The 26,158-nt window shown below is 55.7% G+C and carries 27 protein-coding genes; 6 read left to right on the top strand and 21 right to left on the bottom strand.

The genetic code is table 11. The annotated features are described in order from the left end of the window. Positions 1 to 69 precede the first annotated feature (69 nt). The 9 genes from AC6ROY_RS10780 to AC6ROY_RS10740 all read right to left on the bottom strand — a co-directional run bounded on the left by AC6ROY_RS10780 (position 70) and on the right by AC6ROY_RS10740 (position 11,308). Positions 70 to 2,214 (bottom strand): hypothetical protein, encoded by a 2,145-nt coding sequence (locus AC6ROY_RS10780; RefSeq protein WP_500100370.1) that lies wholly within the window; start codon positions 2,212 to 2,214, stop codon positions 70 to 72. Between the two features lie 86 nt (positions 2,215 to 2,300). Continuing rightward, entirely contained in the window at positions 2,301 to 3,476 is a 1,176-nt protein-coding gene (locus AC6ROY_RS10775; protein ID WP_500100369.1) for an ABC transporter permease, read from the bottom strand. Beyond that, entirely contained in the window at positions 3,473 to 4,204 is a 732-nt protein-coding gene (locus tag AC6ROY_RS10770; protein WP_500100367.1) for an ABC transporter ATP-binding protein, read from the bottom strand. The genes AC6ROY_RS10775 and AC6ROY_RS10770 overlap by 4 nt, the downstream gene beginning before the upstream one ends. A gap of 23 nt (positions 4,205 to 4,227) precedes the next feature. Beyond that, on the bottom strand, positions 4,228 to 5,925 hold the full coding sequence (locus AC6ROY_RS10765) for a permuted SH3 domain-containing protein (RefSeq protein WP_500100366.1): 1,698 nt from the start codon (positions 5,923 to 5,925) through the stop codon (positions 4,228 to 4,230). Between the two features lie 304 nt (positions 5,926 to 6,229). After that, positions 6,230 to 6,937 (bottom strand): DNA alkylation repair protein, encoded by a 708-nt coding sequence (locus AC6ROY_RS10760; RefSeq protein ID WP_500100364.1) that lies wholly within the window; start codon positions 6,935 to 6,937, stop codon positions 6,230 to 6,232. Between the two features lie 256 nt (positions 6,938 to 7,193). Beyond that, positions 7,194 to 8,243 (bottom strand): alpha/beta fold hydrolase, encoded by a 1,050-nt coding sequence (locus AC6ROY_RS10755; RefSeq protein ID WP_500100363.1) that lies wholly within the window; start codon positions 8,241 to 8,243, stop codon positions 7,194 to 7,196. Positions 8,244 to 8,501: 258 nt separating this feature from the next. Then, entirely contained in the window at positions 8,502 to 9,719 is a 1,218-nt protein-coding gene (locus AC6ROY_RS10750; RefSeq protein WP_500100362.1) for a sensor histidine kinase, read from the bottom strand. Next, positions 9,712 to 10,395 (bottom strand): response regulator transcription factor, encoded by a 684-nt coding sequence (locus tag AC6ROY_RS10745; RefSeq protein ID WP_500100360.1) that lies wholly within the window; start codon positions 10,393 to 10,395, stop codon positions 9,712 to 9,714. Before AC6ROY_RS10745 ends, AC6ROY_RS10750 begins: the two co-directional genes overlap by 8 nt. 130 nt (positions 10,396 to 10,525) lie before the next feature. Continuing rightward, complete coding sequence (locus tag AC6ROY_RS10740) at positions 10,526 to 11,308, bottom strand: hypothetical protein (protein WP_500100359.1); 783 nt, start codon at positions 11,306 to 11,308, stop codon at positions 10,526 to 10,528. Positions 11,309 to 11,564: 256 nt separating this feature from the next. Here AC6ROY_RS10740 and udk point away from each other — a divergent pair, with 256 nt between their 5' ends. Continuing rightward, on the top strand, positions 11,565 to 12,179 hold the full coding sequence (gene udk, locus AC6ROY_RS10735; protein ID WP_500100358.1) for a uridine kinase: 615 nt from the start codon (positions 11,565 to 11,567) through the stop codon (positions 12,177 to 12,179). 40 nt (positions 12,180 to 12,219) lie between these two features. On the opposite strand, the gene floT is transcribed toward udk, so the two are convergent. From floT to AC6ROY_RS10710, 5 genes are all read right to left on the bottom strand, one after another. Continuing rightward, positions 12,220 to 13,761 (bottom strand): flotillin lipid rafts scaffold protein FloT, encoded by a 1,542-nt coding sequence (floT, locus tag AC6ROY_RS10730; RefSeq protein ID WP_500100357.1) that lies wholly within the window; start codon positions 13,759 to 13,761, stop codon positions 12,220 to 12,222. Further along, positions 13,758 to 14,312: an NfeD family membrane protein gene (locus tag AC6ROY_RS10725; RefSeq protein WP_500100356.1), complete on the bottom strand. Its 555-nt coding sequence runs from the start codon at positions 14,310 to 14,312 to the stop codon at positions 13,758 to 13,760. Before AC6ROY_RS10725 ends, floT begins: the two co-directional genes overlap by 4 nt. 138 nt (positions 14,313 to 14,450) lie before the next feature. Beyond that, on the bottom strand, positions 14,451 to 15,293 hold the full coding sequence (locus AC6ROY_RS10720) for a phosphodiester glycosidase family protein (RefSeq protein WP_500100355.1): 843 nt from the start codon (positions 15,291 to 15,293) through the stop codon (positions 14,451 to 14,453). Between the two features lie 236 nt (positions 15,294 to 15,529). After that, positions 15,530 to 15,955 (bottom strand): spore coat protein, encoded by a 426-nt coding sequence (locus AC6ROY_RS10715; RefSeq protein ID WP_500100353.1) that lies wholly within the window; start codon positions 15,953 to 15,955, stop codon positions 15,530 to 15,532. A 29-nt stretch (positions 15,956 to 15,984) separates the two neighbouring features. Beyond that, positions 15,985 to 16,209 carry a hypothetical protein gene (locus AC6ROY_RS10710; RefSeq protein WP_500100352.1) on the bottom strand — a complete coding sequence of 75 codons (225 nt, stop codon included), beginning with the start codon at positions 16,207 to 16,209 and terminating at the stop codon, positions 15,985 to 15,987. A gap of 206 nt (positions 16,210 to 16,415) precedes the next feature. Between AC6ROY_RS10710 and AC6ROY_RS10705 the strand changes: the two genes are divergently transcribed. After that, positions 16,416 to 17,663, top strand: a complete 1,248-nt coding sequence (locus tag AC6ROY_RS10705) for an NAD(P)/FAD-dependent oxidoreductase (protein ID WP_500100350.1) — start codon at positions 16,416 to 16,418, stop codon at positions 17,661 to 17,663. A gap of 164 nt (positions 17,664 to 17,827) precedes the next feature. Beyond that, the gene (locus AC6ROY_RS10700) at positions 17,828 to 18,814 is read left to right on the top strand and encodes a YpdA family putative bacillithiol disulfide reductase (protein ID WP_500100348.1); all 987 of its coding nucleotides are present in this window, start codon (positions 17,828 to 17,830) and stop codon (positions 18,812 to 18,814) included. 85 nt (positions 18,815 to 18,899) lie between these two features. On the opposite strand, the gene AC6ROY_RS10695 is transcribed toward AC6ROY_RS10700, so the two are convergent. Together AC6ROY_RS10695 and AC6ROY_RS10690 are read right to left on the bottom strand one after the other, a co-directional pair. Beyond that, on the bottom strand, positions 18,900 to 19,628 hold the full coding sequence (locus AC6ROY_RS10695; RefSeq protein ID WP_500100347.1) for a phosphonate ABC transporter ATP-binding protein: 729 nt from the start codon (positions 19,626 to 19,628) through the stop codon (positions 18,900 to 18,902). A 203-nt stretch (positions 19,629 to 19,831) separates the two neighbouring features. Further along, on the bottom strand, positions 19,832 to 19,978 hold the full coding sequence (locus AC6ROY_RS10690; protein ID WP_500100345.1) for a hypothetical protein: 147 nt from the start codon (positions 19,976 to 19,978) through the stop codon (positions 19,832 to 19,834). Between the two features lie 187 nt (positions 19,979 to 20,165). On the opposite strand from AC6ROY_RS10690, the gene AC6ROY_RS10685 reads away from it, so the two are divergent. From AC6ROY_RS10685 to AC6ROY_RS10675, 3 genes are all read left to right on the top strand, one after another. Next, positions 20,166 to 20,336 (top strand): Spo0E family sporulation regulatory protein-aspartic acid phosphatase, encoded by a 171-nt coding sequence (locus AC6ROY_RS10685; protein WP_500100344.1) that lies wholly within the window; start codon positions 20,166 to 20,168, stop codon positions 20,334 to 20,336. 175 nt (positions 20,337 to 20,511) lie between these two features. Beyond that, positions 20,512 to 20,697: a hypothetical protein gene (locus AC6ROY_RS10680; RefSeq protein WP_500100342.1), complete on the top strand. Its 186-nt coding sequence runs from the start codon at positions 20,512 to 20,514 to the stop codon at positions 20,695 to 20,697. Between the two features lie 195 nt (positions 20,698 to 20,892). After that, a complete protein-coding gene (locus tag AC6ROY_RS10675) occupies positions 20,893 to 22,089 on the top strand; it encodes a M20 family metallopeptidase (protein WP_500100340.1) in 1,197 nt (398 codons plus the stop codon). Positions 22,090 to 22,114: 25 nt separating this feature from the next. Here AC6ROY_RS10675 and AC6ROY_RS10670 read toward each other — a convergent pair whose 3' ends face one another. The 5 genes from AC6ROY_RS10670 to cysW form a co-directional block, all read right to left on the bottom strand. Further along, entirely contained in the window at positions 22,115 to 22,972 is an 858-nt protein-coding gene (locus AC6ROY_RS10670) for a transporter substrate-binding domain-containing protein (RefSeq protein ID WP_500100338.1), read from the bottom strand. 124 nt (positions 22,973 to 23,096) lie between these two features. Next, on the bottom strand, positions 23,097 to 23,300 hold the full coding sequence (locus AC6ROY_RS10665; protein ID WP_500100336.1) for a YezD family protein: 204 nt from the start codon (positions 23,298 to 23,300) through the stop codon (positions 23,097 to 23,099). A 31-nt stretch (positions 23,301 to 23,331) separates the two neighbouring features. Beyond that, positions 23,332 to 24,165, bottom strand: a complete 834-nt coding sequence (locus AC6ROY_RS10660) for an alpha/beta hydrolase (protein WP_500100335.1) — start codon at positions 24,163 to 24,165, stop codon at positions 23,332 to 23,334. Between the two features lie 22 nt (positions 24,166 to 24,187). After that, positions 24,188 to 25,249, bottom strand: coding sequence for an ABC transporter ATP-binding protein (locus AC6ROY_RS10655; RefSeq protein ID WP_500100334.1), 1,062 nt, complete (start codon positions 25,247 to 25,249; stop codon positions 24,188 to 24,190). A gap of 5 nt (positions 25,250 to 25,254) precedes the next feature. Further along, entirely contained in the window at positions 25,255 to 26,142 is an 888-nt protein-coding gene (cysW, locus tag AC6ROY_RS10650) for a sulfate ABC transporter permease subunit CysW (protein WP_500100333.1), read from the bottom strand. Positions 26,143 to 26,158 lie beyond the last annotated feature (16 nt).

Genomic DNA, 26,158 nt, shown 5'->3' with positions numbered 1-26,158 from the left:
TTGCAGCTCGTCCCGTTGAAATCGGACGGCGTGGGCCGCGCTCCTTCGATACGAGGCGGCCTCAGTCCATTACTGCTTCAGCGTCGTAAGCAGCCGTTTCGCAGCGCCGTTTGACGTCTGAACCGTTTCATAAATGCGAACACTGAGCGGATACTGGAACTGATTATTGTTGACATTCGTCAGCGTAACCGTCTGGAAGTCGTTGACCAGCTTGTTCGTGCCTTGCAGCGTATAGGTGCTGCTGCCAAGGCTGCGGCCAGTCGGGTCTACCAGCTCAAATTCCAGCGAGCCGGTCGCATCGTCGACCATGACCTCCGATTTCTTCGTAATGTTCAAGTCCAGACCAAGCTTGTACGCCCATGTACTGTTGCTGTAGCTGCCGCTGAGCTGCCAGTTGTTAATTTTCACTTCATAAGGGTACAGACGAAGCACTGTGCCGTTAATGACCGGCTTGTCCCCGTCAACGGATTGCACAGCCACTTGCTTGACCGCAATCGGCAGCTTCACAGTCGAGGCGCCGCTTCCCTCCAAAATGCTGAGCTTGAACCCGCCCGTCACGCCTGGAGGCAGCAGGTAGGAGTAGCTGTAAGCATAGGCTGCGCCTGGCACCAGCTCCTTCAGCACCGTAGTTTGCTTCGTGCCGGCATACGTTTTGCCGAATACGTCCTGCAGCTCGGTAGCCAGCTCGGGCAGCTTGATCGTTTCCTGGCCTTTGTTGGTGAAGCTGTACTTGGCGATCACCGATTGATAGCCTGTATCCGGATTCGAATGCGCGTTCAGCTCAACAAGCGCTACTTCCAGATGCTTATCCACCGTCTGGTTATCCGTTTTGAAGACAAACGGTACGCCCAGCCCGGCTTCCGATACCGGCGCCCCGGCTTCGCCCTCCTGCAGTCCGCCGCTTAAATCCCACGCGACCAGCGGCAGGCTGGCCGATGCCGTCGCGGAGCTGCTTGCGTTGCCCGTCGAGCCGGATGCCGTGCTGCTGCCGGTAGCTCCTGTCGCCTCCGCTTTTTCCATCACATAAACCTCGTAGCCGCTTGACACCAGCTCGTCCGGAATTTCCACGACAAACTGGTAGCCCGCATCCTTGCCCGCCGATGTATATTTCTCGGTACCGGTAATCGTCTCCATCGTTAGCGAGCTTTGCTGATCCTTCGAGACGAGTAGTCCGGTCAGCACCGGATTGGCAATCGAGCGGCTGCTGCCATTATGCAGCGCGGCGGTTACGATGCCGAGGCGTTTGCCGGATTGCATCACCTGCTCAGCCTTGGTTGCCTCCAAGGTCAAGCCTTCCTTGCCGGAGCCGGTCAATGGCGCTTTCTCGCCTGGCTTGACCTGGGTAAACAACGACTGCAGCCCCAACTGGCCCAGCTCCTTCGCTGTCGCCTTTACATTCAAACCAAGCGCGAGCCGACCCAGCTCAGGCTGTGCGTCAAGCTTGGCCGTCAACAGCAGATGATTGACTGTTGCGCCGGCGAGCTTGCTGTCCGCTGTTTTTGTGACGGTCAGCGCTGTACTGCGGCCTTGGCTGTCCAGCAGCACATAGTTGATGCCTGTCGGGTCCCAGGTGCTGTTTGTGCCGGAGACGCTGGCGGTTGCGTCCAGCGCGATGTTCCATTTGCCATCGGACGGATAAGCATAAGAGTGACCCAGCTGAACAGTGACAAAGGTGCTGCCGGTCAGCGAAGCGTCTACCTTGGCAAGATCAAAGACAAACTGGTGATCGTTTTGCTGGAACAACATCGCCTTGGATACGGACAGCGAGCCTAGCTCCAGCATGCTGCGGCTGCGGTCGTAAAACGTAACGCTCAGCTGGTCGGACGCCAAATCCGGCGCGATCTTCGCAATAAAGGCGAACGTTTGGCTGGATTGCGGCGCTACCCGCGCATCCGCCTTCTCGCTTAGCTGCGAATAATAGCTTCTTCCGTCGGCCGTCGTTACATTAATGCCATAGTTGTTAAAGTCCAGCGCCGAGCTGCCGCCATTGGTCAGCATCACGCGGAACTGCATCGACTGGCTATCGGCGCTGCGCGACAGCGAAGCTTCCTCCAGCGTGAAAAACACGCTGTTGTTGACGAACACGCCCTCCTTGCCCGCGTACGAGATGCCTGGGCACAGACTGTAAAGCACCAGGCAGGCAATGATCAGCACCCAGGCGATCAGCGGATATTTCATCCGGCGGGGTGGACTGTAATTCAACTTGTTATCCAATGTAGAAACCTCCTTGAATGACTTGACTTGACGATTAACCGAAGGACAGCATGCACACCGCGGCAGCAGGAACGGCGCCCAGGCAGTCAGTCGGTACGCAGCGCATCAATCGGACGCAGCTTGGACGCCTTGTTGGCCGGATAGAGGCCGAAAATAATACCGACCGCGACTGAAAACAGAAAGGCGTAAAAGCTGATGTCCCATGAAATGACGGTAAGCTGATTTTTATTCAAATAAGGCCAGGCCAGCGAAATACCGATGCCCAGAATCAGGCCGAGCAAGCCGCCCAAGCCGCTGATGACCACGGCCTCGACCAAAAACTGCGCCAAAATATTTTTGCGCTTCGCGCCGATCGACTTGCGAATCCCGATCTCCCGGGTCCGCTCCGTCACCGTCACGAGCATAATATTCATAATCCCGATGCCACCGACGAGCAACGAGATGCATGCGACGGTAACCAGTTGGCTGGTCAGCGAGCTGGTCGCTGCCGTCCGCGCCTCCACCAGTGAATCCTGGTTCAAAATCCGGAAGCCGTTTGCGCTTTTATACTTGGTTTTCAAATAGTTGGAAAACGTCGTCTGAGCAAGCGTCATCTGGTCCTTCGTTTTCGCTTCGATATACGTGGTTCGAATATTGCCCAGCGCGAGCTGGCGCTGCGCTGTTGTCAGCGGCACCACGATGGACTCATCCACCGATACGCCGAAGCTGCTGCCCTTCGTTTTGAGCACCCCGATCACGACAAACTCGTAGCCCTTGATGTTAATCGTTTTTCCTATGGGATCGGCCGATTCGAACAGTTCGGTCGCTACGGTGCTGCCGAGCACCGCCACATTCGTCCGGAAGCCGATATCCGACTCCGACATCAGCCTGCCCGAAGCCAGCTCGGTTTTCGTAATGGAAAAATACCGGTCATTCGTGCCCATCACCGTATAGGTGTCCTGGGTCCGGTCATATTTCACATTGACATTGCCGCCCGACACCGCGGGAGCCAAATAATTAAACTCCGGGAATTCCTCAAACTGCATCACCTCGTTGTAATCCAGACTGCTCGCCCGGCCTTGCCCGAGAATGTTGACCGTAATCAGATTTGTTCCCAGGTTCTCATACTGCTTCTCAATCGCCGCAGTCGTTCCGCGCCCGATGGATACGAGCGTTACGACGGAGGCGACGCCGATAATTACCCCCAGCATCGTCAGCAGGGTGCGCATCCAGCTGGCGGTAATCGTCTTTAGCGCCATCGAGATTAATTCAGAAGCCCTCATACGCCTACCTCCGCCGTCTGCAAGCCAGGCAAGCCGCCGGACGTCAGGTCATTGCGCTTGTCGCTGACAATTTCCCCGTCACGAATCGTCACGACCCGCTTCGCATGATCCGCAATATGCAGGTCATGGGTGATCAGCACAATCGTATTGCCGGAACGGTTCAGCTCGATCATCAGCTCCAGCACCTCTTGACCAGTCGTTGAATCAAGCGCCCCTGTCGGCTCATCCGCCAGCAAAATCGCCGGACCGATCGCCAGCGCGCGGGCGATCGCAACACGCTGCTGCTGTCCGCCTGACAGCTCGCTAGGCCGGTGATGGGAGCGTTGGCCCATCCCCAGTGTCTCCAGCATGCGCATGCCGCGCTCTCTCCGCTCTTTTTTGGACATCCCCGCGTAAATCATCGGCAGCTCAACATTTTCAATCGCGGTGAGCCTGGGCAGCAAATTAAATTGTTGGAAAATAAATCCGATTTTCTTATTCCGTACTTCAGCCAGCTGATCATCCTTGAGCTTCTCGGTCACGACGCCATCCAGCTTGTAGGAGCCGGAGGTTGGCATATCCAGCAGGCCAATCGTATTCATCAGCGTGGACTTGCCGGAGCCGCTCGGCCCTACAATGGCGATAAAGTCGCCTTGCTCCACGGACAGGGACACGCTCCTTAAAATCGTCAAATCCTCCGTACCGCGCTTGAATTGCTTCACAATATCTTTTAATTCAATCAAGCTCATCCGCTTCACCTCTCCCCGGCACTCTATCTCGTTCCACCGCCGCCTGTGCCACCGCCGCCTCCAGGGAACCCGCCGCCACCGCCAGGGAATCCGCCTCCGGTATTGCCGCCTCCGACATTGTTCGCTCCCTGCTGGAACTGGTTGCGCATCTGCTGAATTTGCTGCTCCGTCAGATTGCTGCTGCGTGTCGTTCCGCCAAGTACAACCTCGTCGCCCTCGGCCAACCCTTCAACAATTTCAACCTGCGTGCTGTTATTGACTCCGACGGTTACATCTTTACGCTCGGTTGTGCCGTCCGCTTTTTTGATCCCGACGGAGCTTTTGCCATTCCGTGTCTGTACGGCTTGCACCGGCAGCAGCAGCACGCCCTTCTTGTCCGTCACGATAATATCGGCGCTGGCTGTCATCCCGTATTTCAGCTCAGGGCTGCTTTTCATCCCCAGAATAACGCTGTACGTGCTGACGCCGTTGGCCGTTGTGCCGACCGTGGACACTTGCGCGACCGTTGCCTCATAGGTTTTGCCGGAAATCGCGTCTACACGCACCCGCGCCTTCTGGCCGACCTGCACCTTGGGCAAGTCCAGCTCATCGACGCTGACGGCAAGCTGCAGCGTATCCAGGCTCGCGACCGCTCCGAGCTTCACATCGCTTTTTATCGTGGAGCCTACGCGGTAGGAAGACAGCACATTCGTTTTCGTATCTGCGAAGTCGGTAGAGAACACACCATCGAACGGCGCGTATACTTTCAGATTCGCCAGCTGATCATTTAAATCCTGAATCGTTTTCGTCTGCTGGTCAATTTGCTGCTGCTTGTTGGTCATATCGCGCGCAAGCGTATCGTTGACAATCGTAGCGAGCGCTTCGCCGGAACGAACATTACGCGTTTCGGTGCCCTCCAGCTTGCCGATCGTGCCGGAAACGCCTGCAAACACCGTTGATGTCGATTTGTATTGCAGCTTCGCAGAGCCGGACGATTCGACCTTCAATCCGTTCAGCGTCACGGAGCCCTGCACGTTCAGCTCGGCGTCCAGCGTCCCGTCATTGTCGATCCGCACCTTGACCTCGCTCAGCCGGTTCCCCTTGCTGTCCGCCTTGCTTCCCGCTGTGATCGACTCCACAACCCCGCTCTTCGACAGCAGGTAGCCATCGACGGTCAGCTGGATCGCGTCGCCGTTGTTCAGCTGCGCCACTTCCTCCTGGATAAACGGCAGCGTCACCGTCAGCACGCTCGTATCGGCGATCGTTGCCAGCTTCGTCGTTTTGGATACAGACGAGCCTTCGCTGATGTTCTGAGCCAAAATCAGCCGGCCGGCCGCCGGGGATTTCACCCGCAGCGCTGCCTGCTGTTCCTGCAGGTCCTGCAAATCCTTCGTGTACTGGTCAAGCGACACCTGCGCACTGTCCAGCTTCTCCACCAGGCTCGTGTCCGTCAGCTCCAGCAGCAGGTCTCCTTGCTTGACATTTTGATTCCGAGTCAGGTTGATCGTCTTGATCATCCCTTCCTTGGGCGGCGTAATCATTTGCAATTGTTCAGCCGCGAGCTGCGCGGTGCCTGTGATTGTGGATTGCAGATTGCCTTTGGTCACCTTGGTCGTCTGCTGCTGTGCCGTCGCTGTCGTTTTGGCCTTCGTGGCCCCGGTTTGGGTAACCCATACCGTCGTTCCGGCTCCTGCCACCAGCAGCGCAGCCACGGTAATAATGATCGTCTTTTTCTTGTTCACAGGCTATGTACCTCCCGATATGACTACTGATCTCGGCGATCTATGTATTCATTAAATCAGACCTAGCTTAAATTTATATTGGAAAAGCTTAAAATTAGCTGAACGTCCGCTGAGGATGAACCCAAAAATCAGTGCCAGCCCGTCATCCGGCTACCCGATGAAAGCACAGTCCGGCATCCTCCTGGCGCACGCAAACAGGCCAGCCGCAAGCTGACGGCTGACCGTTTGTATGACAAAATTCCCCCTGGTTACCGAGTGCTTTGTGCGAAATGCAGCTATCGAAGCATCAGCTCTTTACGCTCCTTTAACATCGGACATGTTTTCGCTTGAAGCCTGACTGGCCTTTCTCCACCGCCCTTTGAATGCTCTCCGCAGCATTCAGGAAGCTGCTCTTTTTATTGTTCCGTTTGATTTCCACTTGTCCGACCCCTTTCGCCGTCTCAAGCGCCTGCTCATGGAGCGGAATGAACGATATCGCCACCGTGTAAATAAATTGATTCATTGCCGATTTCGTTCTCTCGGGAGAATCGTGAATGGTATGCTCCACAAGCTTTAACATGTTAGCCAGCTTGCTTTCGGAAAATCCATCGTCCGGCCGGCTGCCCAGAAGCCAGCAGTAGCAGCTCCAACCCGCCGACATGTTCAGTTCTTTGCCGCTGGCGATCCACTTATCGGCCACCTCCTGCGCAATAGCCGACTCCGACAAGGTTACGGCTACCACATAATCGGACAGCATATAAAAATAAGCCCCGTCAATCCAACGCTCAAAATCCGCCTCGGTCATTGCTTCTTGGTCCGCGATCATTCCCGCAAAGTACATAGCGTCGTAGTTCCCGGTAGCGTACAGCTCTTCAGCTAACGGTTGATTGATTTTAATTTTCTTGAAGAGCGGCTTCATCGCCCCTGCTGCCACGCCAAAAACAGGCTCGTGCGCGCCATTGGACACGTACATTTTTTTCAGCCGTTCCTTGCCGAGAGCCTCAAGCTCCTGCATAACCGCTTGCACATTCATAGATGGCACACTCCTTGTCTACTTTTAGCCCTACCCTATCACATTCCGGACTTCAGAAGCTACATATCGTGCCCTACCTCTTGCGCCGCGTCTTCAGCCTCCTGCCGATTTCCAAGCATGAATTAACAAAATGTAAATATTTTTCTCTCATAAATGCCGAACAATAATTTCAATCCGGAGCACCGGCTAAAACCCGATCAAGGTGACCTGAACTCTTTAAAGTATCCCGACTCCACATCTGACGAGTAGAGACTGACTACTCCTCAGAATTTAAGTTGATTCCTTGTTTTTTTAACCATTCAGCAAATAACTCTTTCTCCTCAAACTGAGGATAATGAGCGGATTTTTCGAAAATAACAAACTCTTTCTTGGGCGCTTCCAGTACTTCAAAGTATTCTTTTGCCGCGTTTACAGATGTCATATAATCATATTGTCCCATGACAAAATAAACGGGTATATCTACTTTATCAACAATACTTGTAATAGTATGTTTTGACTCTTCATCCAACAAAATTTCTTGTGATAATGAAACTCCTTTTAAATAGCGAATAAGATCAAGCAAATTGTACTCCGGATTAAAGAGAAACCCTGTGTAATAATCCCTATTATCATCAATTAATCTAGCTGCTCCGCCATATTTTCGAACCATATCTCTTGGAGTAAGCTGCTCCCCTTTTTCTATTGGACCTCGAAGCTGTTCTAATCGTTCTGCATCCTTTAAATTACCGGCTAATTTTGCTTGTTCAATGGAATAATTCAAGCTATCCAACTCGCTTTTCCCATGATCGGCAACCTGCCCGATTCCAATATAAGCAACAAATTTGTCAGGCGCTTTTGCGGCAGCTTTTGTCCCAATATATGTGCCAAAAGAATGGCCTATCAGCAACACTTTTTCTTGTCCAAATTCCTTCTCAACATAATCAGTTAATGCCAACAAATCATCTACGAGCAAGTCTGCGGATAAATTAGAGTAATCCTCAAAAAAGTGATACGACTTCCCGCTTCCACGTTGATCATAGTGTACAATTGTAAAGTTTTTTTCAAGTAAATCTTGATATTTCCGCACATAAGGAATTTCAGAACAACCAGGACCACCATGAACAAAGATTACTATCGGATTGCGTCGGTCCACTCCTCTAATCATGACTTCATGATCAGTGCCATTAATCTCGATCTGTTTTAAAGTACTTATGCTAGTATCTCCTTCAATTCGAGGTGTCCATGTTGGAAACACCAATCCGACTGCAAGAAGCAAAACAATAATAAAAACACTTATTTTTGTTATCTTTATGTACTTTCTTTTCAATTGACGACTCCTTAAGTCGGTATTTAATAAATGATTTTAATCTATCCTTCAGAACCGCCTCCCCTAGAAAAGGAGAGCTCTGAGAATAAAATATTTTCTTAAATAACGGACTAATGATTGTCTCATTTTTGTGTTAATACCTTGCCATACTACCCCATACTCCGCACATCAGCATCCCAATTACGTTGCGTATTTAAAAGTAACTGACGAAATCCAAGGGGTCAAACCCTGAATCTCATCGCTGGCCGCCGAGCACAACTACCGCTCCAGCGGCAGCCACACCTCGACCGCTGTGCCTTCGCCTTCGACGCTTTCCGCATGAATCGTACCCTGATGCGCCTGCACGATCCACCTCGCAATCGACAAGCCGAGACCGCTTCCCCCGTCCGCTCGTCCGCGAACCTTGTCGGCCCGGTAAAACCGGTCGAAAATATGCGGCAGATCGTCCTTCGCAATGCCGACGCCGGTGTCCGTAATCCGCAGCATGACCTGCGTTCCTTCAACCGCTGTCTCGATGGCGATTGTCCCTTCGCGGGTATATTTCAGCGCATTATCCAGCAAAATGACCAGCAGCTGGTGCAAATAATCCGGGTCGCCAGCCAATGTCGCCGGATGCGGCACCGCGCTTTGCAGCCGGATGCCGCGCATGCGGCTCAGCTCCTCAAAGCCGCGCACGGCCTTGGCCACCAGCTCGTCCAGCTCCACGCGGGACCGGTGCAGCTTCAGCTCCTGCGCATCTGAGCGCGCCAGCGTCAGCAGATCGCCGACCAGCTTGCTCATCCGGCGCGTCTCGTCCATCATGACCGCGATTTTCTCGCTTTCCTGCTCGATTGTCCGGTCCGGATGGCGGAACAGCCGCTCCAGATGAATGTGCAGCACCGAAAGCGGCGTACGCAGCTCATGCGACGCATCGGACACAAACTGCTGCTGCTGCTCCCACGCCTTGCGAATCGGGACCAGCGCGCGGGCAGCCAGAAATAACCCCGCCAGCACCGCAATCACGACGCTGATCAGACTGCCTGTCGCAGCTACGACAAGCAAATTGTGCAGCACACTGCGCTCCGGCTCGAGGTTATACGCGATTTGCAGCCGTCCGGCTGCAGTTTCCTTTGTCAGCAGCCGATACTCCGCATCGCTGGCCGACACATTAACGATGCTCCCCTCAACCCCGGAGGCGCGCAGCAGCGCCGGAAGCTTCTCGTCCACAAGGTCGCGGGGAATTTGCAGCTGCAGCTTGCCGTCCGCATCCCATTGCAGCATCGTGACCAGCCGCACGGGACGGAACGGAAATTCCCGCCGCGACTGCCGGGTCAGCGCCCCCTCGAAGCCGCGCATTTCATTCTCAAGCACCCGGTCCGTCTGCAGGTACAGCCGCTTCTCGGTCGAAATGTACAGCGTCACGACCAGTCCGTTCAGCAGCAGAAAAAATACGATGGAAAACAGCAGCGTCAGCCGGTAGCGCGTCCGGTTAAACATGGGCACGCTCTGCCTTCAGCATGTAGCCCACGCTGCGGATCGTGCGAATATAATCGTCGCAGCCGCAGGCATGCAGCTTTTTACGCAAATAATGCACGTACAGATCGACAGCCGTCTCGTTAGACTCCGAATCCATCCCCCATACCCGGACAAATACTTGGTCACGCCGCACAATTTGCTCCTTATGCCGGATCAGAAAGGCAAGCAGCTCACTTTCCTTCGCTGTCAGCTTCACCCGACTGCCGTCATACAGCGCCTCGCATTCCCGCTGGGACAACGTCAACCCGGCATACGTCAGCGCCGTCTCCGCCTCTTGCCCCTTTCTCCGCTGCAGCGCGCGCAGCCGCGCCAGCAGCTCATCAATTGCAAACGGTTTGACCAGATAATCATCCGCTCCCGCATCAAGCCCCCGAACCCGCGCATCAATCGAATCCTTGGCCGTCAGAAACAGGCATGGCGTACGGATTCCATCTTTGCGAAGCGCCTGAATCAGCGCCAGCCCGTCCATCGCCGGCAGCATAATATCGAGCACCAGCAGGTCGTAGCAATCCTGCTGGGCCAGCAGCAGCCCCTCATGCCCGTTATCCGCCCGGTCCACCTGGTACTGCTCATCCTCCAGCACTGATGCTATAGCTTCCAATAAACGGATATCATCCTCAACGATCAGCACACGCAAGCCAACGCACTCCTGTCTGAACAAAAATCGGTTTCGTCTCAGACCAGTTAATCACCTTTTGGCTTGCGAAGCAAGAGCTTGGGCGGCAGTCGGCTCCCGTGGCTAACACAAGTGGATGAAACGACACCCTCTACCGGATCGGCTGCGCGTTCCAAACTTCGTCCGATAGATCACGCGACTGTAACGCTGGCAACGGTTGATGCACATTATGGACAAACTCGACCCAGTTGTCCTTCAAGCGCTGCACCTGTTCTCCCATATGAGCCAAACCCTCCTGAGCATCCGTTCGCCAGCCTCTCACCGAGTTGGTCATCAATGCTTCTATATTTGAAAATGCTGTGTTGAGCGACGAAGACAACGCCTGCGGGCTTCCGAAATCAATGGAAGCTGTATACGACAGCATTTGCTCCATTTCCGTATGTGTCCGTTCGCTGCCATTCTGGAACTGATCCAGATTCCTGTTATACATAGCCGCAATCTTTTCGCTGGCCTTCATTGACCACTCGATACTTCGGTTCCGTTGATCGATAACATGGGAAATATGATCGTTCACGTACTGCTTCGCCTGCTCTCTCAATCGCTCTGGCACGAGATTATTTGTAATATAATCGAGCTTTGCCTTTCTGAGCGCAATCGTGGCGGCTTCTGTTGTATCATCATAGGAATTTAGCCCATGTGTGAGCGCTTTTTGTAGCGCAAGTGTTATGCTTCTGCTTTCATCCTCTGTAAGACCTTCCATCTCCGTCATCGGAGAAAGAACTCCACTATAAAAGCCGTCATAAACAACAGTCACGGTGCCCAGCTTCTCATTCATCGCTTCTGGATTTTCTTTCAACCGGATCTCAACAAGCTCGGCTTTGGTCGTTAACTTCACTGGTGGAATGTATGGCAGCTTGATCTCAGAAATCTTCATTCGTTTCCCTCGCTATCCTCAATATATACGATATATACGATTTACTATCTCTATCTATATTTATATTTATCGGAAAATGCACAGATTTTTTAAACTAAAATCGTTCAATTTTTTACATGGAAACAAATAGAACGAATAAGGAGCCGGATCAAAACCGAATAGCGCTATGCTCGTTTTCCCCCGGATGATGTGCTACAATAGACAATCGAATAAGAAGACAACTGAATCAGATCGCTGCCAGGAGGACAACCCCAACATGTTAATTATCGGTATCGCCGGAGGCACCGGGTCCGGCAAGACGACGGTCGCCAAATCCGTTATCGAACGGCTCGGCCAGGACAAGGTCACCTTCATCTCGCAAGACAACTATTATAAAGACAATCCCCATCTTCCTTTCAGCGAACGCGAAGCGATCAACTATGACCACCCTCTCGCCTTCGACAATGAGCTGCTGTATACGCACTTGCAGCAGTTAAAGCAGCAGCAGTCGATTGCCGCGCCGGTCTACGACTTTGCCAACCATGCCCGCTCGGCGACTGAAACGCTGCCGCTTGCGCCCAACAAAATCGTCATCCTCGAAGGATTGCACGTGCTGTCCGATGGGCAGCTTCGCGGCATTCTTGATATTAAAGTGTTTGTTGATACCGATCCGGACGTTCGGATTTTGCGCCGCGTGCTGCGGGACATTGATGAGCGCGGCCGGTCGATCCAGTCCGTTCATGATCAATACCTGAACACCGTCAAGCCGATGCATGAAGCGTTTATCGAGCCGTCCAAAAAATATGCCGACATCATCATCCCCGAAGGCGGGCAAAATGAAGTCGGCATCCAGCTGCTGTCGATTTTGACGGAGAAATATTTAACGTCCTGAACGAAATACGGCTTAAATGATTGATCCCGTTAGAGCTTGCTTACTCCGGCTTCGTCGGCTTTGTGTCCGCCTGCACCGCAAGCGGCTCGGACGACGGAGCGGCGGGAGCGGCGAATTTGGCCGCCGTTTTACCTGTGAATTTTTTGATCAGCTGTTCGACATCAAGACCGCTGACGCTGCGGAGCATCTCGGGCGCCGTCGCCATCAGCTCGGTCACATAGTTGCTGACGCGGGTTGCGCCTTGACCGTTGCCGGTATCGACGACGGTCAGCTTGTCGATCGACTGGAGCGGCTCCGCGATCCGTCCGGCCAGCTCAGGCAGCATCTTGACGATAATGTCCAGAACCGCCGCTTCGCCAAACTTCTCGAATGCCTCGGCCAGCTTTTCCTTCGCTTCCGCTTCCGCCAAGCCGCGCAGCCGGATCACCTCGGCTTCAGCCGTACCTTTGGCCCGCTCCGCATCGGCGATCGCCAAGCCTTCCAGCCGCTTCTGCTCGGCCATCGCTTTCGCCTCGGCTTCGATCCGGAATTGCATCGCTTCCGCCTGCGTAATTTGCTTCGCCTTGTCGGCTTCCGCCGCCTGAATGACGGAGTAGCGGTCAGCATCCGCTTTCTTTTTCACTTCCGCATCATATTGCTTCTCGCGACGTAAAATTTCTTTCGCCTCCAGGTCGATTTCCCGCTCCTTGCGGACGATTTCGACGCGCATCTGCTCCTCGACCACGCTTTGCTTGGCGCGGGCCTCCTGAATATGATAAGCCTGATCCGCTTCGGCGCGGGCCATATCCTGATCTTTTTTGAAGGAGGCGACCTTCAGCTCCTTTTCCTTGGTCGCTTCCGCGATATTCGTATCGCGCACGAGCTCGGCCTTCTGCCCTTCCTCCTCGGCCTGTGCCTTCTTGATCCGGGAATCCCTGATCGCTTCGGCTTCGGCAATGTCCGCATCCCGCTTCACCGCCGCAATCCGCGGCTTGCCAAGCGCATCCAGGTAACCGTGCTTGTCGCGCACATCCTTGATCGTAAACGAGACGATTTGCAGCCCCATCTTTTTCAAATCCTTGGCCGCGACGCCCTGCACCTCCTGCGCGAATTTATCGCGGTTCCGGTATACCTCCTCGACCGTCATCGAGCCGAGAATCGCCCGCAGATGCCCTTCGAGCACCTCCTGCGCCTCGCTTTTGAGCGCCTCGGTCGGTTTGCCCATAAACTGCTCTGCCGCTGTCGCGACGTCCTCGACGGCACCGCCGATTTTGATAATAGCCACGGCGTCCGTCATCACCGGAACCCCTTGCTCGGTGTAAACCTCCGGGGTTGAAACGTCGAGTTTATGCGACAGCAGGGACAGAAACTCCGCTTGCTGGAATATCGGTAAAATAAACGAACCGCCGCCGCGCACAATTTTAATCCGCCGTCCGGTGTCATCCTCCAGCACGTTGCGGCTGCCAAGAAATGATCCAGTCACAATCATCGCCTCATCCGGGCTGACCGTTTTGTACCGGGCCCAGAACGCCAACCCAAGCACAATAATGACACCTATGATAATACCGGGAACTACGAATACATCGCTGCCTACTTCATTCATGCATCACCACTCCTTATCGTTGAATGGGTGTCCAGCGGCGAAACCAGCACGGCTCCGTCACGGACCTCAACCGTCACCACCCGCACTCCTGCCGGAATGCTCTCCTGATCAAAGCTTTCGGCGATCTGGTTCGTTACACTGCCGCCGATGCGGAACAGCACCTCGCCGCTGCCAACGGCAGGCACCGGGATCGACACTTCGCCGATGCGGCCGATCAGGTCTTGCATCGAAAATGCGACCGAGCTGTCTGTCCTCCCCATAGGCTTGATGTAGACCAGATAAATCAGGATGGAGCCGCCTGCGGCTGCCAGGATGCTTAGTCCAAGAATGGCCGCCGTGCCGAATGCGCTGTACCGGGTGAGCAGCCACCCTGCTCCTCCCATGACCGTGATGCCGCTGAACAGCACCATCGGCTGCAGCGCGTGATGCACTTCTCCGCTCATCCAATCCAGCATGCCGTCAAGCGCATTACTCAGCACGTCGCCGAATAAGACCGATACGACAGCAAACAGCACACCGGTAATCAGCATCCCTGCGTAAACCTCCACCATCTCCATCCCTCCTGGTCTCTGTTGTGCTCCACATAAGGTTATACGTATAAATACCCAAATCGTTGCACTTTTTATCAATTTTCACAAAATTCGGCCGTTTTTCCGCTAAAAAAGCGACCGCAGTCCGAATATCTCCGGCTAGCGGTCGAAAGATTGATGAATCAACGACATCATCTGGTATACAGCACGCCGATCGCCCGGCAGCCGGGCCTCCGCATTCCGCATTTGAGAGGAACCGTCCCCATCGAGGAAAATGCCGTCGATCAGCCGCCCCGGCGCAATCCGCTCCATAATCGCCGAGCGGAACTCTTCCGCCGTGCTTGGCCGGTCCGTGACAGCCATCCACAGCCGGTTATCGGCATCGTAGACGGCTGCGGAGCGAAGACGCCGCTGGTCAATCAAAGGCATATCCTCCGCAAGCGCTTGCCCGTACCAGCGCGACTCCGCCTGCAGCGACATGCTGACGCCGCCCTGCGCCCAGTACCGGCTCCGGTCCGTGACAAGCAGCCGATTGGCCGCTTCCGCCACCTGTACGGAAAATTGCCGGGACTGCTTGTCCCAGACGAGCGTCCCCTTGGGCACGTCGATATTGCTCCAGCCTGAGCCGTAATCATGCGGCTGACCCTTGAGCGGCCGGTCATCCTCCACGGCAATGCTCAGCAGATCGCCGTTCCAGAAAAAACCGCCATTGATGCCGTATTCGGCCGTATCCGTCACATTGGAGCGGATCGCGAGCAGCCGGACATTGTCCGGGCTCGTCTGCATCGTATGCAGCCTCACCCCGTTCGACGCCTCATAGGCTGCATAACGGTAAGCATCGGGCGCGGGCTGGCGCGGGCGCACCGACACCGGAAGCGTCATCCCCCCGCGCCACAGCAGCGCAAGCCAGACGCCAAACGCAAAACAAACAAGCAGGAGCAGCAATTGATTCGTACGGGCCTGCGTCCAGCGGGGAAAACGGGCGGCGCGTGAAACTCGCATACGGCCTCTTCCTTTCCGTCTTGGCAAACTTCAGCTTATCTAGCATCCAGTCTATGAGCAGCGAGCTAGATTTATGCTGGCTCAAAGCCAAAGACGCCTCCACAGCCGCCTCATCGGCGGCGGGGAAGCGTCCTGTGCGGATGGCCCGATCATCGGTCTCATGGATCGGTCCGGCTGTGTCCGGCGGCTGCATTCGGGTCAAAGCTCAGCCTGCTGCCATCTGCGAATCCAACCGGCTAATTGTAGCTCGTCTGTACAGGCGCCTGTCCATGGCTGTAGCCCATGCCCATCGCAGGCTGGAAGCTGCCTCCGGCTGACTGCGATTTGCTTTGCACAAACTGAGCGGTTTCCTGCGCCGTCTGTACATATTCCCGGAGCTGCTTGTCGATATCCTGGCGCAGCGCCGAGGAAGAAACATTGTACAGATTATGCTGCTGCATCAACTGGAACATACGCCCTTGAAGCTGCAGCGTCTCATTCATCAGATGCGTGAACAGTTGACGGACAGTCGGACAATTCGCTTCCGTCGCCGCCGTCGTATATTCGCGGCATGTGCGCTTCAGATCGGCCAAAATCGTGTACAGCAGGTCGCCATCCGGCATAAATGAGTTGGCGTTCGCCGACTGGGCCGAGTTAACAGTTCCGTTCACATTGAAGTTCAATTTGCTCATCCTTTCCTGGGCTTTGCTAGTTATTGAGGCTGCGTTGGCGCTGCGGCCTGATGCTGATGCAGGCATTGCAGCAGCAGGTCATAATGCTTACGGTGGATCGACACCATCTCTGTGCAAAGCTGGCTGGCAGCAGGCAGCTGCACGCTGGCCGCTGTTGCGGCGGTTTGTTTGATCAGCAAGTCTTCGTTGGACATGGAATCGGCGATATACTCCAGCTCTTTCGAGGTGAGCGGCTGCATATACATGGATTTTCTCTCCTTCCCGGATTGTTCTTGATTTCCCGTTTCCCAAGTTGTAAACAGACAGGCTCAGCCCATGCCGCAAGCAGCATCGGCCCGGCCCGTGCTTAGGGTACCCCAACCCCGCAGGAGCCTATACCCTGCTCAGGAATGAAAAGGAGGCGTTCCCTCCATACTAAACGTTGTTCGATATGACAAAGGAGTCTTAGGGTATGAAGCTTACATCCGGGCAGCTGTACTGGTTCGATACCCCGTTCGACCGGGAAACGGTCTATCCGAAGCTGGAAGAGGACATCACGTGCGATTGTCTCGTGGTTGGCGGCGGGGTTACCGGCGCCTCCTGCGCCTATGCGCTGCAGAAAGCGGGCGTGGACACAGTGCTTGTGGATAAACGCCGCATCGGCTTCGGCAGCACATCGGCGAACACCGGCCTGCTCCAGTTCAGCAATGACAAAACGCTGACCTCCTGCATCCATACTTTCGGCGAGCCAACGGGCGTCGCCTTTTACCGGATGTGCCGGACGGCGCTGAACGACCTGGAGGCCGTAGCCGCCGAGCTTGATGCGTTTCCTGACTTTTATCGCAGGGACAGCTTGTACTTCGCTTCGGAGCCGCAGGACGTCCCCAAGCTGCAGGAGGAATTCGCCACGCTGTCGAATTACGGCTTTCCGGTCAGCTACTTGCAGCCTGCCGACATTCGCGCGCGGTTTTCCTTTGAGAAGGCGGGGGCGATCCTGAGCAGGGACGATGCCGAGCTCAACCCGTTTGCCTACGCCCGCTCTCTGACCCGGACCGGCCACCGGCGCGGGCTGCGCGTCTACGAGCAAACGGAAGTGCGCCATCATAAGGCGGACGCTGACGGGATCTCCTTTGTGACGACAGACGGGCGAACAATCCGGGCGCGCAAAGCGGTGCTGACGATGGGTTATGAGTCCCAGGAGCTGAAGGCAAATAAGAACGCAGTGCTGACCAGCACCTTCGCGATCGCAACCGAGCCTGTAGCCGGCAAAGACATTCCCGGCTGGCCGGACCGATGCCTCGTGTGGGAAACAGCAAGACCGTATCTGTATATGCGGCGAACAGCCGACAATCGGGTAGTGGCGGGCGGCCTGGATATTCGGGGCGTGGAGCCTGCGGAACGGGATCGGCAGCTGGCGGAGAAAGGGAAGCGGCTGATGGCGGAAACAGTCAAGCTGTTTCCTGCTCTGGCAGGTGTTAAAATCGACTACAGCTGGGCCGCAACCTTCGGCAGCACCCATGACGGCCTGCCGCTGATCGGCGAGCAGGACGGCTTTCCGCACCGCTACTTCGCCCTCGTCTATGGCGGCAACGGCACCATCTACAGCGCAATTGCTTCCCGCATCATCGTCGGGCTCGTAACCGAGGGCGCACACCCGGATGCCGCCGTGTTTCGCTTCGACCGTCCTTCCCGCACCTTGCCCGCGGATGTCTGGAGCTGATCCGCTGAAAGCGGCGCGCCTCTGTCCGAAGCGCAGCTTCTGCGTTTGCATCGCCGCCAAGCTGGACGGTGGACTGGCGCTGCATCTGCGGATCGGTTACTATGGGAAAGTATGGACCTCCGCGTCCATGCAACCGTAGAACTGCAACAGCGAGGTGAATCCGGTTGGAACGGGAGAAAGTTGTCATTATCGGGGCCGGACCCTGCGGGCTGTCAGCCGCCTTGGAGCTGCAGCGTGTCGGGATCGAGCCCCTTCTTATCGAGAAAGAAAATGTTGTGCACTCGATTTATTTGTATCCTACGTACATGCAATTTTTCAGCACGCCGGAGCTGCTCGAAATTGGAGATCATCCGTTTTCCACGCCCAATGACAAGCCTTACAGGCTGGAAGCTCTGACTTATTACCGCACCGTAGCTGCCCGCCGCAACCTGCGGATCAAGCCGTATCATCGGGTCACGGAAATTCGCCGGATGCCAGACGGCCATTACGAGCTGGATGTGACGGACCGCAACGGTCATTCAAGCCGGGTTGCTGCCGCGTGTGTGGTCGTCGCTACCGGTTACTTCGACCATCCGAACCTGCTGGGCATTCCCGGCGAGGGGCTGCCCAAGGTCAGCCATTACTTCCGCGAAGCTCATCCGTACACCGGAACGCGGGTCGCCGTCATCGGCGGCAGCAACTCGGCTGTAGATGCCGCGCTGGAGCTGCACCGGGCAGGTGCGGACGTCACCGTTGTGTACCGGGGCGAAACGTATTCGCCGGTTATCAAGCCCTGGGTGCGGCCCACCTTCGAAAGTCTGGTCAACAAGGGAAGCATCCAGATGAAATTCAACTCGCGGGTCGTCGCGATTGATCCGGCGTGCGTGACCCTCTCTTCGGGGGATGTGATCGAGAAAATAGGCAATGATTTTGTGCTCGCGCTGACTGGATTCCGGCCGGACCGCAGCCTGCTGCGTTCGCTCGGAGCGGCCTTCAAGGACGACGACGAGGTGCCCTTGTATAACCCCGACACGATGGAAACGACCGTCCCCGGCGTGTACATCGCAGGTGTCGCCGCTTCCGGACGGAACGCGAATGAAGTGTTCATCGAAACCGGGCGGCTGCACGGCCGCTGGATCGCGGAGCATGTAGCTGCACGGGCATCGCTCTAGCCCGGCGAAGCTCTGAATGCCGCCCCGCAACAGCAAGCAAGGCCGGGACCGTCATTATCTGACGTCGTCCCGGCCTTGCTTTGTCTTAAAAAATTAGATCCTTCTCCCGCTGGGTCAGCCGCCGACCGGCGATGTCGACGACAAACTTGCCGTCGGCCAATCCCCAGATGCGCGAGCCGTACTTCTCCGCAAGCTCGATCTGATGCAAGCTGCAGAAAACAAGCAGCTTCTCCTTCCGGCAGATCGCCTGCAAGTCCTGCAGTACAAGGCTGGCCGCCTCCGGATCAAGCCCGGAAACCGGCTCATCCGCATAGATCACCCGTGCGCCCTTGATCAGTGCGCGGCACAAGGCAACCCGCTGCTTCTCGCCCCCGCTCAGCTTTTCAATCGGCTCATGCGCCTTATCCAGCAGCCCTACCCGGTCAAGATAATCCATCGCTTCCATATGGTCGTCCTGCGAGACGGAATTAGTCAGGAACCGCCACCACGATTTTTTAAACAGCAGCGCGCCCAGGACGTTTTTCAACGCGGATTTTTTAGGGTTAAATTGCGGCTTCTCTTCGAGGTACGCCCACTGCTTGCGCAGCTTCAGCTTCTCCCAGCCGCCGATGCCTGTAATTTCCTTGCCTTCGTAAATAAATTGCCCCTCATCCCACTTCTCCTTGAGCATCAGACAGCGGAACAACGTCGTTTTGCCGCTGCCGCTGGCGCCGATCAGCGCGACAAGCTCGCCCTCATCGGCCTGAAAGCTAAGTCGCTGGAGCACCCGTTGGTCAGGCGGATACGTCTTCGATAAATTGCGTACGATGATCATTGCCGACGATTTCTCCTTTATACGAACGGCCTGAATCCGTTCTCATCCGAATCGTGCCCGGATCGGCCTTTCTCTAACTATAGCATGTTTTTCCTGATTAATACCACCTGCGGACCATTCCCGGCCCAATTGCCGCGCCAAGAAACCCGGTACACGAGGTGCACGGGCTTCTCCTTCCACGGCAGACTGACGAAAACAGACAGCTATTGCGGGTTGTTTTCCTTCGGAACACCGTTCAAGCTCGCCGGGCGTTTGGCAGCCTTAGCGGCTCGGGCGGGCTTTTCCTCCTGCACAAACTTGTTTTCCTTAAAGTTCGGCGAATTACCGTCTTGACGATCCATTTCACTCATCGTTTGACTCACCTCCGCTTCCGCCAGTAATATACCGCAATGACGATGGATCTATACGAATTTTGCTTAAATATGTCAGAAAATATTACTGAACGTTTCGACAACGAACTACAAACTTTACAAGCCATCCATATTATAATAGTCCGAGGTACGGACAACTTATCGGGTGGGAGTTGGGTAAGGTAAGATGGAAGAGGTCGAATTGAAGCGATGTTTGGAAAGCATGCAAATCCAGCTTTACCTGCTGGTTGAACAGCAGGGCAGTTTCGTAGATCCCCAGGTCGTCGAGCTTAGCCAGCGAATTGATTGCCTCGTCCTGACGATTCAAAGAATCAAAATGAACCAACGAATCGAGTAGCGGAGGCGATTCGGAATCCGCCTCTTTTTTACACCCGGACTTGATAAAGTTAACACGATGTGTTATATTAAAAACGAGGAATATCAAGGTTTATACCTTACATGATGTTTCTTCACTCCATATAGACCTACTCATTGATGCACCCTCACTACTATGCTTAAAGGAGCGATGCACCATGTCTTATGAAGAACAGCAAGCCCCGCAGGAGAAAACGATTTCCGTCGAACTGACCTGGAACGAAGCCCTTGCCCTGACTGGCGTCCGATTCCCGCAGAACCATCAGCTTGAGGTTGATGCGATGCACAAAATCAAACGTCAGCTGGAGGAGCGGTTTATTGACCGTCGGAAAGATTTGCAATAAATGAATCGCAGCGAACCCGCCGGATCATGATCCGGCGGGTCTTTTGTATGCGCTTGCGGCGGCTGACCTCGCTTGCATTGCCCCCGCCGCGCACAAGCTCTATACTGAACGTAATGCTTCTTCGTTCACTACGATTCGTTTATTCGTCCGATCGTTCGACCGGACATTCAACACCCGACAGGAGGCTACACCCTGATGCTTACATATTCAACGATCATCCTCTCGCAGATCGACCGGCATGCGGCTGAATTTACCGAGCTGGCCGCCTTTATCGCGGACCATCCGGAGCTGGGCCATGAGGAATTTTTGGCCTCCGCCCGGTTGAAGGAAGCTCTCGCTCGTCACGGCTTCGAGGTCATTTCGCCCGTGCTGCACATTCCTACGGCGTTTCTGGCGACCTACACCGCCGCCAAGCCTGGCCCTACCGTCGCCTTCCTGTGCGAATACGACGCACTGCCAGAGCTGGGGCACGCCTGCGGCCACCATCTGATCGCCGCGATGGGACTGGCCGCTGCCGTCGGCTACCAAAGTGTCGTCGAGCAGCTCGGCGGTACGATCCGCGTCTACGGCACGCCCGCCGAAGAAACAAAAGGCGCCAAAGTAACGATGGCAGCGGCAGGGTTATTTGACGACGTCGATCTGGCGCTGATGGCCCACCCCTACTACGCCTACGAGCGTTCCGGACAGTCGCTGGCGATGGATGCGCTGCAGTTTACCTATACAGGCAGATCGGCGCATGCCGCCGCTGCTCCGCATGAAGGCGTCAACGCGCTCGATGCGCTGCTGCTGCTGTTTCAATCCGTTGGCCTGCTCAGGCAGCAGCTGCGCAGCGACGCCCGGGTACACGGCATTATCAAGGAAGGCGGACAGGCGCCGAACATTATTCCTGACCATACGGTCGCCCAATTTTATGTGCGGTCCGCTGACCGCCCGTACACAGACGAGTTGGCCCGCAGGCTGATCCGCTGTGCGGAAGGAGCCGCGCTGCAAACGGGCTGTACGGTGAGCTGGTCGAATTATGAATACTCCTATGATGAGCTGATGACGAACGAGGCATTGTCCGAGACGTTCACCCGGCAGCTGGTGGCGCTGGGCGTCCCGGAAGCGGATATTCAAGTCGGCAAGGATCACGGCTCACTTGATCTGGGCAATGTGTCTCGCCACTGTCCGGCTATCCATCCGTTTGTCAAGGTCATCGACGAAAAGCATTTACTGCATACGCCTGAGTTTCGCGATCTCGCCCGCCAGCCCCGCGCCTTCGAGGGAATGCTGCTTGGCGCAAAGGCGCTCGCGCTGACCGCTTGCGAGGCTGCGGCTTCGCCTGAGCTGCTCCGGCAGATCAAAGAGCAGTTTCGTCAAAGCATCGGGCAAGCCGCGCTGCAACCGGATTAGGACAATCGCTATAAGAAAGGCAAGCTTATTTTTTCTCCAGCAGCTCGTTGGCCTCCGCCACAAACTTCTCGATGGCTTTATCGGCGATCAGCTCGTCCAACGTTTTGTTGATCGCCGCAACCAGCTCGGGATTTTGCTTATGAACCGCGATCGCTGAGCCTGTATCTTCAGCCAGCAGCTTGACTTCGGCCAAGGTCAGCTCCTTATGCTTGCTTATATACGCAGCCGCAACCGGCTGCTCCAGCACCAGCGCTTCAATTTTTTTGCTCCGCAGCTCCTGAACCAGCTCGGAGGTTTTGCCCATCGACTTCAGCTCTGATTTCGGCAGCTGCTCCTTCACGACCGACTCCTGAACTGCGCCTTTGGGCGCGCCGACTTTTTTCGCCTTCAGGCTGTCGATCGTCGTGTACTTATCCTTGTCCTCAGCGCGAATTAGCACCGTCTGCACGGCTGTATAATACACGTCGCTGAAGGCTGCCCGGTTTTTCCGCTCGGCGGTCGGCTTCATGGCGGAGATGACCATGTCCACGCTGCCGGTCTCCAATGCCTCCAGCAGCCCGTCAAATTTCATCTCTTTGAGCTCCAGCGCCACGCCCAGCTCCTTGGCAATCGACTTGGCGATTTCGATATCGAAGCCGACAATCGTATCTTTTTTATCAACTTCCTTATGGAACTCATACGCCGGGTAATCAGCGCTTGTGCCGACGAGCAATTTACCGTTTTTCTTGATTTGCTCCACATTGTTGATAGGTACCGTCGCGACCGGGGTCGGGGCCGGGCTTGTCCCGCTCCCAGACGACGAGCTGCTGCAGGACGTCAGCATGAGCGCCGCACCGAGCAGACAGCTGATCGCGACAGGCTTGAGCAAGGCTTGCTTGCGCATACGTTCCATCTCCTCTCCCTCTTCATCTTTGCATACTTCCAGCTTTCGCTCCGAGATGCCTGAGCCTTCTATTATACACGCAAAAAACGGCCTTTCCCACTAAAGGAAAGACCGTTGCCCGGAGCTATGGATGGGCCTGCGATTTCGCTTCAGCCGCGGCCCGTCTGGCCGTGGACTCCGCCGCTTCGAAGCGCTTCCGTTCTGTACGCTCGATCTGGACGATCCGGCCGTCATGCACCACAATTTGCACACTGCCGTATTCCAGCCCATTGACGCTCTGAATAATGCGTTTCGTCCATAGATCATCCACATCAAGTGGTTTGGCCATATCGCTCACCTCTCTGTTGGTTTAGGGCTGATTAAATGGTCCAGTCATTCCATTCCTGCTTGCGCTTATCCTGCACAAGCAGCCAGTCGCGTGTTTTGCTGATGACCTGCTCCTTGGCCAAACCGCCGGAATACGTATGATCCGCCTGGAAAATAACTTCCTTGTCGCATTGTCCCTGACTGCGCATCCAGAACAGCTTCTGGTACAGGAAGCAATAATCGACCGGTATGACCTCATCCGAGGTACCGTGTATGAGCAGCACATCGCCGCTGAATTTGCGCAGCTGCTCAAACGGCTGATGCCGTGCAAGGCTTTCGAAAAAGACCGGCTTGAGCGAGTAGCCGAGATAATCCGCTGCGCCGATTCGAACCGCTTGCTCATAGGTCTGCTTGCCCGTAATCTGTACAATATCGTTGAAGGGGTACGCGACCGAAGACCACATCACCAGTGACTTCACCCGTTTATCGCGAGCGGCGGTCAGCAGGGCTACAGCTCCGCCCAGGCTATGGCCGAGCAAAATCACCCGCTGCGCATCGACGCAGTCGATCCCGAGCGCATAATCAATGACGCTGCGCGTCTGGTTGATCAGCGAGTCCAGCCCTCCGTCGCCATAGTCGCCGGAGCTTTCGCCGCAGCCGCCGTAATCAAAGCGCAGCACCATATAGCCGTGCCGGGCCAGCTCCCGCGCCGTCAGGACAAACAGACGGTCCACGCCGATCCGGCTGCCGATAAAGCCGTGGGCGATAATGACGATGGGCAGCCGCTCGTTGGCGCGGCACTCGCCGCCCTTATCGCCGAATGCCGGGTAGTGTAAGGTAGCCGCAAGATCCAGGCCGCCGCTTTGTATGGTAATGTGATGCTCCATCGCAAACCCCTCTTTGCTAAAATTAGATGTGAACCGGCAGCGGATCGTTTTTCAGTCCGTTTTCCAGCATCAGCTGCTCGCTGCCGTTAAATAAATACAACCGGTGAATCAAGACCGACACGGCGTCGCCCGGATGCAGCTCAGGCAATTCAACCGAGCGATAAGCGAACAGCAGCCCGCCGGGCACTTCGACTTCAATCTGCCAGTGGATGCCGCGGAAATACACCTGCTTGACGACGCCTGATTCGGCGGCCGACGGGAAGGCAATTTCGCCTGAGCGGCCAATCTCGATAAATTCCGGCCGGATCATCGCCTTCGCCCCCGGCAGCCGCTCCGCATCGAAGCCCCGCAGCCGGGAAACGTCCGCAACCGGGTTCGACTCCCCGATAAAGCTCGCTACAAACGGCGTCCGCGGCTGCTTGTAAATCGCTATCGGCGTCCCCTGCTGCTCCAGCTGACCGTCATGAATAATCATAATCTGGTCAGCCACCTCAACGGCTTCCTCCTGGTCATGCGTCACGAAAATCGTCGTAATGCCGACGCGGTCGATCATATCCTTGAGCCACGTACGCAGCTCCTTGCGCACCTTAGCATCAATCGCCGCAAACGGCTCATCCAGCAGCAGCAGCTGCGGCTCCGGAGCAATCGCGCGGGCAAAGGCGACCCGCTGGCGCTGACCGCCCGACAGCTGGTGCGGCAGCCGCTTCTCCATCCCCTTCAGTCCCGTCAGCTCGATCAGCTCCTGTACCCGCTCGCGGATCTGGGCGCGGCTGCGTTTCTGTACGGTCAGCCCGAAGGCGATGTTATCGTACACGGTCATATGGCGGAACAACGCGTAGTTCTGAAATACGAAGCCGATGCCCCGTGCCTGCGGCGGCTGATCATTGACCCGCTGGCCGTAGAACAGGATATCGCCGGAATCCGGCTCCTCGAGCCCGGCCAGCATGCGCAAAATGGTCGTTTTGCCGCCGCCGCTCGGCCCGAGCAGGCCGATCAGCTTGCCTTTTTCAATCTCGAAGCTGACGTCTTTGGTCGCTTGGAAGCTGCCAAAGCTTTTCGTCAAGTGTTTGGCAACGATATGCATAGGCGTTATACCCCTTCCCGGCTCAGCTCGCGCTGATGCTTCCATTCGACAGCCGATTTGACCAGCAGTGTCACAACCGCCAGCAGCACCAGCAAGGAAGCAATCGCAAAGGAGCCGGCAAAATTATATTCATTATACAAGATTTGAATGTGCAGCGGCATCGTATTTGTTTCGCCCCGGATATGGCCGGAGACGACGGAAACCGCTCCGAATTCGCCCATAGCTCGCGCATTACACAGGATGATGCCGTACAGCAGCCCCCATTTGATATTCGGGATCGTCACCTTCCAGAACACGAGCCAGCCTTTCGCGCCCAGCGTCACCGCCGCCTCTTCCTCCTGCGTGCCCTGTGCCTGCATCAGCGGAATCAGCTCGCGGGCCACAAACGGGAACGTGACGAAAATCGTCGCGAGCACCATGCCCGGCAAAGCGAACAAAATTTTAATGTCATGCTCCTGCAAAAACGGGCCAAACCAGCCCTTCGCGCCAAACAGCAGGACGAAAATCAACCCGGCGATGACCGGCGACACGGCAAATGGCAAATCAATCAGCGTCAGCAGCAGCTGCTTGCCCTTGAAGCGGAACTTGGCAATCGCCCAGGCTGCCGTAAGGCCGAAGATCAGATTCAGCGGCACGGCGATGGCCGCCACCTGCAAGGTCAAGCGGATCGCCGCCGCCGCGTCCGGCTCGGTCAGTGCGGCTGTGTACACTTCCCAGCCTTTGCGGAACGCCTCTGCGAATACGCTGATCAGCGGCAGCACCAGCAGCAAGCCAAGGAACAGCAGGGCGATGCCGATCAGCAAAAATTTGATCACCGGCGCTTCGGTAATATGGCGGGGGCGATCGGTACGTCGCAATCCCGCCTTCGGTGTTGCCGTTACATAACCGGCCATGAAAGCTCCTCCTTCT

The sequence above is a fragment of the Paenibacillus sp. sg306046 genome, assembly GCF_059821225.1.
The sequence above is the reverse complement of the archived record's forward strand: the minus strand, read 5'-3'. Positions and strand labels throughout refer to the sequence as shown.